At 72.8% G+C, this 11,356-nt stretch carries 12 protein-coding genes; 4 read left to right on the forward strand and 8 right to left on the reverse strand.

The features are described 5' to 3' along the window. Window positions 1–50: 50 nt before the first annotated feature. Together ACFWEP_RS24010 and ACFWEP_RS24015 are read right to left on the reverse strand one after the other, a co-directional pair. On the reverse strand, window positions 51–227 hold the full coding sequence (locus ACFWEP_RS24010) for a hypothetical protein (RefSeq protein ID WP_387372739.1): 177 nt from the start codon (window positions 225–227) through the stop codon (window positions 51–53). 25 nt (window positions 228–252) lie between these two features. Next, window positions 253–879, reverse strand: a complete 627-nt coding sequence (locus tag ACFWEP_RS24015) for a TetR/AcrR family transcriptional regulator (RefSeq protein WP_387372741.1) — start codon at window positions 877–879, stop codon at window positions 253–255. 243 nt (window positions 880–1,122) lie between these two features. On the opposite strand from ACFWEP_RS24015, the gene ACFWEP_RS24020 reads away from it, so the two are divergent. After that, window positions 1,123–2,151 (forward strand): LLM class flavin-dependent oxidoreductase, encoded by a 1,029-nt coding sequence (locus ACFWEP_RS24020; protein ID WP_387372743.1) that lies wholly within the window; start codon window positions 1,123–1,125, stop codon window positions 2,149–2,151. Next, on the forward strand, window positions 2,148–2,555 hold the full coding sequence (locus ACFWEP_RS24025; protein WP_387372745.1) for a hypothetical protein: 408 nt from the start codon (window positions 2,148–2,150) through the stop codon (window positions 2,553–2,555). The genes ACFWEP_RS24020 and ACFWEP_RS24025 overlap by 4 nt, the downstream gene beginning before the upstream one ends. A gap of 284 nt (window positions 2,556–2,839) precedes the next feature. Here the strand turns inward: ACFWEP_RS24025 and ACFWEP_RS24030 are convergent, their stop codons facing one another. Next, window positions 2,840–3,580, reverse strand: a complete 741-nt coding sequence (locus ACFWEP_RS24030; protein ID WP_387372747.1) for an MBL fold metallo-hydrolase — start codon at window positions 3,578–3,580, stop codon at window positions 2,840–2,842. A gap of 268 nt (window positions 3,581–3,848) precedes the next feature. Here ACFWEP_RS24030 and ACFWEP_RS24035 point away from each other — a divergent pair, with 268 nt between their 5' ends. Beyond that, window positions 3,849–4,253: a MerR family transcriptional regulator gene (locus ACFWEP_RS24035; protein ID WP_387372749.1), complete on the forward strand. Its 405-nt coding sequence runs from the start codon at window positions 3,849–3,851 to the stop codon at window positions 4,251–4,253. Window positions 4,254–4,567: 314 nt separating this feature from the next. On the opposite strand, the gene ACFWEP_RS24040 is transcribed toward ACFWEP_RS24035, so the two are convergent. Beyond that, window positions 4,568–5,977, reverse strand: a complete 1,410-nt coding sequence (locus ACFWEP_RS24040) for a hypothetical protein (protein WP_387372751.1) — start codon at window positions 5,975–5,977, stop codon at window positions 4,568–4,570. 152 nt (window positions 5,978–6,129) lie between these two features. On the opposite strand from ACFWEP_RS24040, the gene ACFWEP_RS24045 reads away from it, so the two are divergent. Beyond that, on the forward strand, window positions 6,130–7,380 hold the full coding sequence (locus ACFWEP_RS24045) for a molybdopterin-dependent oxidoreductase (protein ID WP_387372753.1): 1,251 nt from the start codon (window positions 6,130–6,132) through the stop codon (window positions 7,378–7,380). 427 nt (window positions 7,381–7,807) lie between these two features. On the opposite strand, the gene ACFWEP_RS24050 is transcribed toward ACFWEP_RS24045, so the two are convergent. The 4 genes from ACFWEP_RS24050 to ACFWEP_RS24065 all read right to left on the reverse strand — a co-directional run bounded on the left by ACFWEP_RS24050 (window position 7,808) and on the right by ACFWEP_RS24065 (window position 11,218). Further along, window positions 7,808–8,602, reverse strand: a complete 795-nt coding sequence (locus ACFWEP_RS24050) for a class I SAM-dependent methyltransferase (RefSeq protein ID WP_387372755.1) — start codon at window positions 8,600–8,602, stop codon at window positions 7,808–7,810. After that, on the reverse strand, window positions 8,599–9,279 hold the full coding sequence (locus ACFWEP_RS24055) for a DUF2064 domain-containing protein (protein ID WP_387372757.1): 681 nt from the start codon (window positions 9,277–9,279) through the stop codon (window positions 8,599–8,601). Before ACFWEP_RS24055 ends, ACFWEP_RS24050 begins: the two co-directional genes overlap by 4 nt. Beyond that, the gene (locus ACFWEP_RS24060) at window positions 9,276–10,016 is read right to left on the reverse strand and encodes a glycosyltransferase family 2 protein (protein WP_387372759.1); all 741 of its coding nucleotides are present in this window, start codon (window positions 10,014–10,016) and stop codon (window positions 9,276–9,278) included. The genes ACFWEP_RS24055 and ACFWEP_RS24060 overlap by 4 nt, the downstream gene beginning before the upstream one ends. A 107-nt stretch (window positions 10,017–10,123) precedes the next feature. After that, window positions 10,124–11,218, reverse strand: coding sequence for an NAD-dependent epimerase/dehydratase family protein (locus tag ACFWEP_RS24065; RefSeq protein WP_387372761.1), 1,095 nt, complete (start codon window positions 11,216–11,218; stop codon window positions 10,124–10,126). Between the last annotated feature and the right edge of the window lie 138 nt (window positions 11,219–11,356).

Consider the following 11,356-nt stretch of genomic DNA (forward strand, 5'->3'; position numbering starts at 1 on the left):
GGCCGGGGCGGAGGTGTGTGCGGACCGTGCGGTCCGGGGGCGTGATCGTTTCAGGACAGGTCGGTGATGACCACGCGGGCCGTGTTGCCGGCCTTGAGGGACTCGCAGCCCTCGTCGATCCGGTCCCGCGAGATCTCGCGGGACACCAGGTCGTCCAGGTTCATCCGGCCCTGGAGGGGGAGCGCGGCGTACAGCGCGATGTCGCGCTTGAGGTCCGAGGACCCCATGTATACGCCGTGCACGTGCTTCCGGTCATGATGTCGGTGCTTCTCTCTCCGGATGGCGCACGTCCGACGGGTGGGTCATCCACACCGGCAGGACGTTGAACAGGATCCGGGCCAGGGCGTCCGGATCACGTGGTGGGGCGGACTCCAGCCATGTCTGGAGCACGCCGATGATGCCGAACCCCACGAAGCGGCTGTACGCGGCGAGCGTGAGCCCGTCCCGGGCGAGACCGTCCGGTACGAGCGAGGGCCGGGTGGCGAGCAGGGAGACGATCGAGGCCGTGAAGTGGTGGCTCAGCAGGCGGATCAGGACGGGACTCCGCCCGTCGAGCAGCCCGGTGGTGAAGATGTCCTCGTACCGCTCGAACCAGCCGAGGAAGTCCCGCGTGATCTCCTCCCACACCCGGTCGAGCGGCACGGAACGGTCTGCGGCGTTCTCGGTGAGCACCCGGCGCATCGCGTCGAGATCGCCGAAGAGCGCCTGCTCCAGGGCATCCGCCGGGCTGCTCGCGTGGTTGTAGAAGGTCGTGCGGTTGAGCCCGGCGGTACGTGTCACGTCCGCGACCGAAACCGATTCGATGGGCTGCCCGGCGGCCAGCCGCAGAACGGAGTCCTGAAGCTTGCGCCTGCTGCGCAGGACGCGGATATCGGTCATATCCGCCTTTGGGTGACTCATGCTCGCAACGTACCCCCGCCATCGGTATTGATCAACACCTGTCGTTCAGTCCCGGAGGGTGAGCGCGCGCCTCGCGGCAGCGCGTGAGCGTGCGGGGCCGCAGGACGCACCGGCAGGGGGCGATCCCGCAACACCACCGCCACCTTCCGCCCCGCCCCGCCTGCCAGAATGGGAACGGCTCCGCCGCCCGGCAGGAGGCAGTGAACGACGACGGAGGAACTCGTGCCGCCCACCTCGAAGCCGCTGCGCAAGCTCGGGTTTCTCACGATCGGCCTTTTCGACGGCGCCGACCCGCGCCCCGGCCACGAGTCGACCTTGCGGATCATCGAACTGGGCGAGCGACTCGGTTTCGACAGCGCCTGGGTGCGGCACCGCCACCTCCAGTACGGCATCTCCTCGCCGATGGCCGTCCTCGCGGCGGCCACCCAGCGCACCAGCCGCATCCACCTCGGTACCGCCGTCATCCCGCTCGGCTGGGAGAACCCGCTCCGCCTCGCCGAGGACCTGGCGACCGTGGACGTCCTCTCCGGGGGCCGCCTGGAGCCGGGCGTCAGCGTGGGCCCGCCCATGCACTTCGACCGGGTCAAGGACGCGCTCTACCCGGAGACGGCCGCCGACGAGGACTTCGGCCACGACCGGGTACGCCGGCTGCTCGACTTCGTACGCGGCGAGCGGGTCACCGCCTTCAGCGGCACCGAGGGGATCGAGGTCTTCTCCGACCGGGTGGAACCGCACTCCCCGGGGCTCCGCGAGCGCATGTGGTACGGCGCCGGAAGCCTCCGCTCCGCCCGGTGGGCGGGCGAGAACGGGATGAACCTGCTGACGAGCAGCGTGGTGAAGGCGGAGGACGCCGCCGGGTCACCGGACTTCGCCGAGATCCAGCTCTCCCACATCCGGACCTTCCGCGCGCACCACCCCGACGGTGACGCCGCCCGCGTCTCCCAGGGGCTCGTGGTCATCCCCACCGACTCCGCCACCCCCGCGCAGCGCGCCACGTACGAGGAGTACGCCCGCAGCCGGGCGGCCCGCACCACCGCCCCGCAGGGACCCGCACGCATGATGTTCGCCCCCGATCTGGTCGGCACCTCGGAGCAGCTCGCCGAACAGCTCCACGCCCACGCCGCGTTCCGGGAGGTCGACGAGGTCGCGTTCGCGCTGCCGTTCAGCTTCGCGCACGAGGACTACGTCCAGATCCTCCACGACTTGGCGAACGTCCTCGGGCCGGCCCTGGGATGGAAGCCGACGCCATGACGGAAACCAGCGGTACGGCCAAGGCCCTGCCCTCCGACGTCGCCGCGGTCCTCGACGCGATCCTGGACCCGGACGATCCCGTCCATGCCGCCCTCCGCAAGCAGGTGCCCCACCTCGGCGTGACCTCCCGCTGCACCTGCGGATGCGGTACCGCCTACTTCGCACGCGACCCCGGTGAGGTGGAGCAGGCCCCCACGGGCCCCGGCACCGTCGTGGCGGCCGACGCACAGCTCCTCACCGAGTCCGGTGAGTGCGTCGGCGAGGTCCTGGCCTTCGCGCAGGCCGGCTACCTGTCGTGGGTGGAAGTCTGCTCCTGGAGCGACGACGGCCTCGGTACCGCTGGGCTCGCGCATTCAACTGTCGCCAGTTCTCCGTGGGCCCCTCTCTCTGGTGACCGTACGTGATCGTCGGGGCGTCGGCGACGACCGGGCTCGGCTTCTCCAGGACATGCCGGCGGATCGTCGCGGTGCCGCAGCCCGCCCGGCGGTCATGAGGTTGCCAAGGTCGTTGGTCAGGTCGGCGGAAGCGTGGGGACGGAGAGGGCGACGCGCGCGTCGTCCGGAAACAGCCGGCGGGAGTCCGGAGGAACAAAGCCGATGTTCCTCGCCCACCGGGCCTGGGTGCCGGGCCCGGATCGGCCCATGTGCCGGACGACAGCCCGTGTGCCCGCAGGAGTCCCTCCGAGTGATCAAGTCGGCAGCTGCTGGGCCGCGCGGTGGTCGTGCGTCGGGATGATCGTGACTCGGTCCTTGACGGCGTGCAGGCGGTGCAGTGTCCGGAAGGTCTCGTCCCGGTCTTCGTCGGCGAGCTTGCCGGGGTAGCCGGCCTTCTGCCGGATGAGGTCGATCTGGTCGGTGTGCCAGGCAGCGTCGCCGGCGAGCAGCACCCAGCCCGTTGCCGTGTGCGCCAGAACTCCGATGCTGCCAGGGGTGTGTCCCGCGAGGTCGACGAGCACGACGGAACCGTCGCCGAAGAGGTCGTGGCTGGCGGGAAAAGTGAGGATCGGCGGGCCGTCCAGTTCGTAAGTGACGATGTCCCGGCCGCGCAGGGCCTCGCGGACGCCGCCCACGGGCGCGATCGGGCCCTGCATGACCCAGTCGTGTTCGCGTCGGTGCAGATGTACCGGCAGTTCGGGAAGATCGTGGAGTCCGCACACGTGGTCCCAATGCGTGTGCGTCGGCAGCGCGAAATCCAGGCCGGAACGCGGCCGCTCATGCAGCGCGGTAACGGTGGCGACGGTGTCCGCCGGGGGACGCACCGCGACCCGCAGGAACGGCGGCAATTGCGCAACGGCGCGGCTGTCGACATCCAGGCAGACACCCGGATCCACGATGAACGTCGTTTCCGGGTGGGTGATCACGAACGACAGCAGCGAATTCGCGATGCGCCGCGGTTGCCGCAGCCCCTCCACGATTAGTGCGGTGGGCACGGACCGTGGCACCTGTCGAAGTGCGGACACGGTGACCGACACCGCCGTGTGCGGTAGCCCCGCGTCGGTCAAGCCGCGCAGGAACCGCTGGTCGGGGCGGCGGGGACGAAAAAGGCCCGTGGCCAGGCTTGCGACCGCGCCACAGCATGCGGCCAGCGTTGGTGATCTCACAGCGTCGGACATGACAGCTCTGTCCCTCTCGCGATCGGGTGGTGGGCTCGATGACGGGACGGTATAACTTCAGGCCGACCTGAAGTAAAGGAGTGTGATGTCCGCAGTGGAGTTGAAGATCGGCGGCGCGGCTGCCCTGCTCGGAGTGGCCACCCATGTCCTCCGACACTGGGAGGACATGGGACTGCTCACCCCGCGCAGGCTGCCCTCCGGGCATCGCGTCTACGACGACCAGACCGTCGGCCGGGCCCGCCTCATCCAAATCGGCCAGCAGGCCGGGCTGTCACTCGCCGAAATCGGTGAACTTGCCTCGGGGGAACGGGCCGACCGCATCGGCCTGGTCAACGCGAAGCGCACCCGGATCGCCGAACACATCACGAACCTCGAACTGGCTGACCGGTTCCTGGCCCACCTGGTGCACTGCGTCCACCCGGTCATCTCCGACTGTCCGGAGTGTTCCGCCCTGGTGGGGCGGGGCGCACGGTCAGCGATCACCCAGTGATGCAGCATGAGAACGCGTGCAGTACGGCCGTGGTAAGCCTTCGGCTGCATGTCGGTGCCCGAGGGTGCGAGCCCGTCCGGCAGGCGCGGCTGTGCCAATGAAGCGGTGGGGGTCGCGGAGGGGGCGGAGCCCCGGCCGCCTGTGCCGGAACTCCCCCTGCCTTCGGGTTGTCCCGCAATTCCTGGTCGCGGACGTCATCGAGACACCGGCGTCGGCCCACCAGGAGGCGATGTGCCGGAGACGAACCTGCTCGCCCCTTGCAAGGACGCCGGCCGCCGCCGTCCAATGGGCGGGTCCGCGTCCCTGAGGTCACGTCACCAACTCGTCCGCAGCAGGTGGTTGACGAGGAGGGCCAGCGCCACCTGGGCGCCGATCCAGCCGCGCCGGTGGCCCTCGGGCAGCGCCGCGGCGGCGGGCAGCAGCCAGAGCACGAACGGCAGCCAGATGCGTTCCGTCTCCGCCTTGCTCATCCCCGACAGATCGGCCGCCACGACGGCCAGCGCCGCCGCCAGGGTGAGCACCGCGAGCCGCTGCGCCCCGGCGAGCGGCAGACCGGCTCGTAGTGCCCGTACGGCACCGGGCGCCGCGACCGCCGACCTGCGCAGGCCGGCCACCGTGGCCAGTCCGGCCGAGACGGTGACGGTGGCGAGGTTGGCCCAGACCCAGTAGCCGTACGGCCGCTTGCCGCCCACCCCCTGGTTGTACCGTTCCACCAGCAGCGGATACGCCTCCCACCAGTGGAACCCCGCCAGGGTGAACAGGGCGGGCACCACCAGCGATCCGGCCGCGAACGCGGGCAACGGACGGGCCGTGCGGGCGAGTACGAGGACGGTCGCCAGCAGCACCACGGTCAGCGGAAGCCCGTAGCTCAGGTAACACACCAGTCCGAACAGGAGGCCCGACCCGGCCGCCGCCGGTCCCGGCAGACGGGTCGCGCGGGTCGCCGACACCGCGAGCAGCGCCATCGACCAGCCGACGACCGCCGCGAAGGCGGCATCGGCCGAGACCCCCGCCCAGATCGCCCCCGGCGCGAGGACGAGGAAGGGCGCGGCCCTGCGCGCGAGCTCCTCACCGACCAGCACCCGCAGGGTGACCAGAGCGGCAGCCGCCGCGGTCGCCGCGAGGACGACACAGCAGACGGCCGCCCACACCGCCCCGCCGAGGCCGATCCGGTCCAGGAGCACGAACGGCAGGGTGGCACCCGGCGGATGCCCGGCCACGTGGGTGGGCCAGTTCCCCGGCCTGCCCATCACGATGTGGTCCTCGAAGGTGCGCAGTGCGGCGCCGATGTCGTGGAAGCCGGCGACGCCCGCGAGGTACTCGTGACGGCTGGTCAGCTTGAGGGCGAAGCCGCTCCGCCAGCCGTCGATCATCGCGAGCGAGAAGATCCACGCCGCCGACACCGCCCAGGAGAGGGCGAGCAGCCCGCGCCACCGCGTCGTCCCGGCCACCCGGGGGCCGAGGGCAACCGCGAGCACGGCCAGTACGAGCGCCGCCGGGGTACCGGGCCCGAGGTGCGGGTCCCACGACGCGATCAGGGGCGGCCACCCCGCGTACAGGCCACCGTCGCCGTTCACCGCCCAGCCGACGAGCACCGCCACCGCGACCAGCGCCACCCCGCAGGCGGCGGCGGTCAGGTCACGGCGTCCCGCGCGGTCCACCGCGCCAGGCCTGCCCGGGACTGCCGTTCCTCCGGCGCGCCCGGCGCGCTCCTCGGTCCTCACCCCGGCACGCTAAGCCGCGGACGGACGTTTTCCCCGGCCGACCGGGCCGCCGCACGCATTCCGGGGTATGAGGGCCACTCGACGGGGTGACCCGCCCGCACGCCGCGAGGCGCGTCCCCGGACCCGGAGAGGCCGCGCCCTACCGTCGCACCATGGGTGACCTCGTGCGACGCCTCCGTACCCCGCCCGGACCCACCCGGCCCGACTTCTGGCGCAGCCCGCTGCGGGGTGCGCGGTTCACCGCCGTGCTCGGCGTCGTCCTCCTCGTCGGGCTGACCCTGGTGGCGGTCACCGGGCTCCTCTCGTACGCCGCGTACAACCCGGATCTCGCGGCCGTCAACGACAAGACACCGGACAAAGGACTGCTCGGCTTCTACCTGTTCGCCTGGCCGACAGGCCCGCACTGGCTCTACCGGCTCACGCAGGGAGTCCACGTCACCCTCGGCACCGTGCTGGTCCCCGTGCTCCTCGCCAAGCTCTGGTCGGTGATCCCCCGGCTCTTCGCGCTCCCGCCGGTCCGCTCCGCGGGACACGCGCTGGAACGGCTCTCCGTCGTGCTGCTGGTCGGCGGCGCGCTCTTCCAGTTCGTCACCGGGCTCCTCAACATCCAGCTGGAGTACGTCTTCCCGGGCTCCTTCTACCGGCTGCACTTCTACGGAGCGTGGGTCTTCCTGGCCGGCTTCCTCAGCCACACCGCCCTCAAGCTCCCCACGGCGGTACGCGTCCTGCGCGACGGGATTCCGGCGGGGGGCAAGGACACCTTGGCGGCCCCCGCACCCGCCCCACCCACGCTCTCCCGGCGCGGCGCGTTCGCCATGGTGGGCGCCGGGTCGCTGGTCCTGTTCGCCACCACGGCCGGGCGCAGCTCCGACGTGCTCCGCCCCACCGCACTGCTCACCCCGCACGGGGTCGAGGACCCGGGCGGCGGGCCCGCCGGCTTCCAGATCAACAAGACCGCCGCCTCCGTCCACATCCGCCCCGTCGACGTCGGACCGGCCTGGCGCCTGACCGTACGCGGACCGGCCGGCACCTTCCGCTTCACCCGGGCCGAACTGCTCGCGATGGACCAGCACAGCGCGGCTCTCCCCATCGCCTGCGTGGAGGGCTGGTCCACCTCCGACCAGTGGTGGCGCGGGGTGCGGCTGCGGGACTTGGCGGCGATCGCCGGGTTCCCGGACCAGCCCCCGGGCGTGCTCGTGGAGTCCGTGCAACGCGCCGGCTCCTTCCGCGAGGCAGCCCTGCGCGACAACCAGGTGCGCGACGGCCGCTCACTGCTCGCCCTGGAGGTCAACGGCGTGCCCCTGTCGGCCGACCACGGCTACCCGGCGCGGATCATCGTGCCGGCCGCCCCCGGCGTCATGAACACCAAGTGGGTCGGCGCCCTGACCTTCGGTGCGCTGTGACCGGCCGCGAGCACGGCCCGGACGCGGGGGCGGGCACGGACGGGGGAGGGAGCACGGCGGTGCGTGCGCACACCCGGCCGCGCGCCACCGGTCACTTCCGACGCCGGTACGGCGAAGGGCCGCTGCACCTGCTTCTCCTGGCAGCGACCTTCGCCCTGACCGGGTACGCCGGGGTCAGGCTCCTGCACGGGCAGACCCTGCGGATCGTGTTCTGGTTCGCCGGTGCGGCGGTGGTGCACGATCTCGTCCTGCTGCCGGTGTACTCGGCGGCCGACCGCGCCCTGCGCGAGGCGCTGGGGGCGCGGCCGGACCCGGGCGGTGTCCGGCGCCGCGCGGTCAACTTCGTACGCGTACCGGCATTCCTCTCCCTGCTGCTCCTGCTGGTCCAGTTCCCGCTGATCGCACGGCTCTCCGAACGGTACGAGCGTTACACCGGGCTCTCCGTCGACGTCTTCCTCGGCAACTGGCTCCTCGTCACCGGGGTGCTCTTCGCCGTCTCGGCGCTCTGGTTCGTCGTGTCCGCCGTACGCCGGAGCGGCCGGGCGCCGCGGCGGCGCAGGGAGACGAAGGGCCGCCCGCCGGACTCCCACTGATCGACCACCCGCCAGCCCTGCGGACGGGCGTGGCGCAGCAGGGCGGGAGTCCCCAGCCGGGCCCACGGGAACGGCTCCGGGGGGTCCGGACGCCCGGGGCCGGTAGTACTTCCGTCGTGGAGATGGACCTCGGACCGTTCGTCCAGGTCGAGCGGGTGCGTCTCCACGACGAGGAGGCCGCCCGGGGCGAGCAGCGCCTCCACCCGCCCCAGCAGTACGGACGGATCACCTCCGATCCCGATGTTGCCGTCCGCCAACAGCACCGTGCCCCACCGGCCCTCGCCGGGCAGCGGGTCGAACACACTGCGCCGCAGGGCCCATCCGCCGAGACCGCGGGTACGGGCCACGGCGGCCTCGCTCACGTCGATACCCAGCGCACGGTGCCCGCGCCGGCTCAGCGCCGCCACCAGCCGGCCCGGTCCGCAGCCGATGTCGAGCACCGGGCCCTCGCAGCGGCGCAGGGCCGACAGGTCGGCGTCGTCGGCGCCCAGACACCAGCGCTCCACGTCCAGCTCCATCAGCAGGCCGTCCGTCCGGCGCAGGAAGAGCGGTCCGCGGCCGGAACGCAGCGCGTTCGCGTACGGGTCGGCGGCCCAGGAGACGTTGCTCGCGGCCTGGGAGGTACTCATCGGGCCGCTGCCCGGTTCAGCCGGTCCAGGGTCGCGGCGAACCGCCCGTGCGGCGCGAGGCCGGCGACCCGTACCGCGTCCTCGGCGGTGTCCACGTCGCGCAGGCGCGGCAGCTCACGCACCGTCAGCCCGGCGTCGAGCAGCCGGGCACGCTGCACCGCGCCCGTCCCGGGTACGGACATGGGGACGCCGCGCAGGAGCCCGGGGTCCGGGGAGGCGAGCCCGAGGGCCCAGAACCCGCCGTCCTCCGCCTCGCCGAACCAGGCGTCGCACCGCTCCCACCCGTCCGGCGCCAGGGCGGGCGCCAAGTGGACGGGTGCGACCTGCGGGGTGTCCATGCCGATGAGGAGCGCCGGCCCGTCGCAGCCCGCGAACGCCGCGGCGATCCGCTCGTCCAGGCCTCCGGAGCACTGCGGCACCACCTCGATGCCCGGGGGCAGCCAGGGGCCGGGCCCGCCCTCCAGGACGAGGACCCGGCGCACGGCCGGCAGGCAGAGCACCGTCAGAAGGGTGTCCGAGAGGGACGCGGCGGCGAGCTCGGCCGCCTCCTCGGCGCTGAACGGCGGGGTGAGCCTGGTCTTGACGCGACCGGGGACCGGTTCCTTCGCGATGACCAGCAGGGTGGTGGGACCGCAGGGGAGCGGGGCGCCCGGGGAGGCCGGTACGGACGGGATCATCGACAGGACTCCGTCCGTACGGCGGTGCGCGCGAGCGGCGGTTCCCGCAGCACCGCCCGCATGTCGAGCACCGCGTGCCAGGTGCCCCGCCAGGTCCCGGTGACCTTGGACCTGCCGGTGCGGGGACGGTAGGGGACATCGGCCTCGGCGATCCTGAGCCCCGAGTCGGAGGCCCGCACCACCATCTGGAGCGGGTATCCGCTGCGGCGGTCGGTGAGGTCGAGGGCCAGCAGCTCCGTCCTGCGTCCCGCGCGCAGCGGGCCGAGGTCACGCAGCCGCAGACCCGTGCGGCGCCGCAGCATCACGGCGAGCGCGATGTTGGCGAGCCGGGCGTGCAACGGCCAGGCACCGCGCCCCTCGGGGCGGCGGCGGCCCAGCACGAGATCGCAGTCGCCCGCCGCCACCCGTCGGACGAACGAGGGCAGCAGACCCGGGTCCAGCGAGTCGTCGCAGTCGCAGAAGCAGACGAACTCCGCCTCGGCGGCAGCGAGTCCCGCATGGCAGGCGGACCCGAAGCCGCGTCGCGGCTCGTGCACGACGGTGGCGCCCAGCGAACGCGCCACCTCCGCCGAGCCGTCGGTCGATCCGTTGTCCACGACGATCGCGCGCCAGCCCGTGGGGATACGGGCCAGCACCCGGGGGAGGGCTGCGGCCTCGTCCAGGCAGGGCAGCACCACGTCGACGAGGAAGGGTGTGGGGGAAGAGTCGGTGGTCGAGGTATCGGTCACCCGGCTCACCCTATGAAGATAGATCGGGCATTTGCCTGCAAATGGGCCACGCGAAACGGTGACGTCGATCGGGTGGCCGTCCCGTGCCGGCCGCCCCGCACCACCGTGTTCCTCCGTCAGACGTCCGCGAGGCGGGCGCCGTCCGGGGGCGCGGACGCCCCTGGCCGCTGCGGCGCGGAGGCGAACTCCCGCATACCGTCGGCGAACCCCACGCGCGGCAGCCAGCCCAGTTCGGCGCGCAGCCGCCGGGAGTCGGCCGTCACGTGGCGTACGTCCCCGAGCCGGAACTCCCCCGTGACGACCGGCTGGGGGCCGCCGTACGCGGAGGCGAGCGCCGTCGCCATCTCCCCGATGGTGTGCGGCTCCCCGCTGCCGGTGTTGTACGCGGTGAGGGTCCCGGGCGCCCGCTGCGGGAGCGTGGTGAGCGCCGCCACCGCCGCGGCGGCGACATCGGTCACGTGGACGAAATCGCGCCGCTGCCCACCGTCCTCGAAGACCCGGGGGGCTTCACCGCGCGCCAGCGCGGACCGGAACAGCGAGGCGACCCCGGCGTACGGCGTGTCGCGCGGCATCCCGGGCCCGTACACGTTGTGGTAGCGGAGCGACACCGCCCGGCCGTCCGTGGCGCGCGCCCACGCGGAGGCCAGGTGCTCCTGGGCGAGCTTGCTGGCGGCGTAGACGTTCCGGGGGTCCGCCGGAGCGTCCTCGGGGACCAGTCCGGGCACGAGGTCCGCACCGCAGGACGGACAGCGGGGCTCGAAGCGGCCCGCCTCCAGGTCGTGCCGGGCGCGCGGACCCGGCCGCACGGTGCCGTGTCGCGGGCAGTCGTACTTCCCCTCGCCGTACACGACCATCGATCCGGCCAGCACCAGATTCCGGATCCCGGCCGCCGCCATCCGGGCGAGCAGCACCGCCGTGCCCAGGTCGTTGCAGCCGACGTAGAGCGGTGCGTCGGCGAAGTCCTTGCCCAGCCCCACCATCGCCGCCTGGTGGCAGACCGCGTCCACCCCCACCAGCGCCCCGGCCACGGCCGCTGGGTCCCGTACGTCCGCGACGACCAGCCGCTCGTACGGCCCGTCCGGAGCCGTGCCCCCGGGGTGGGCCGAGGGCAGCAGTGCGTCGAGCACCACCGCCTCGTGTCCGGCCGCGACCAGGGCCGTGGTGATGTGCGATCCGATGAACCCTGCTCCGCCTGTGACGAGTACGCGCATGGGCGTCACGCTAGGCCGTGTCCGACCGTTCCCGTCGGAGGAGCGGGGGTGTCCGGTGCGGTGCGTCGCAAGGCGGAGGATCGCCCGTGTACGGGATGTACTCGGGCGGTCCGACAACGCCGCGAGGTGCCTGTCTCT

The sequence above is a fragment of the Streptomyces sp. NPDC060198 genome (genome assembly GCF_042728415.1).
In the GTDB taxonomy this organism is placed as follows: domain Bacteria; phylum Actinomycetota; class Actinomycetes; order Streptomycetales; family Streptomycetaceae; genus Streptomyces.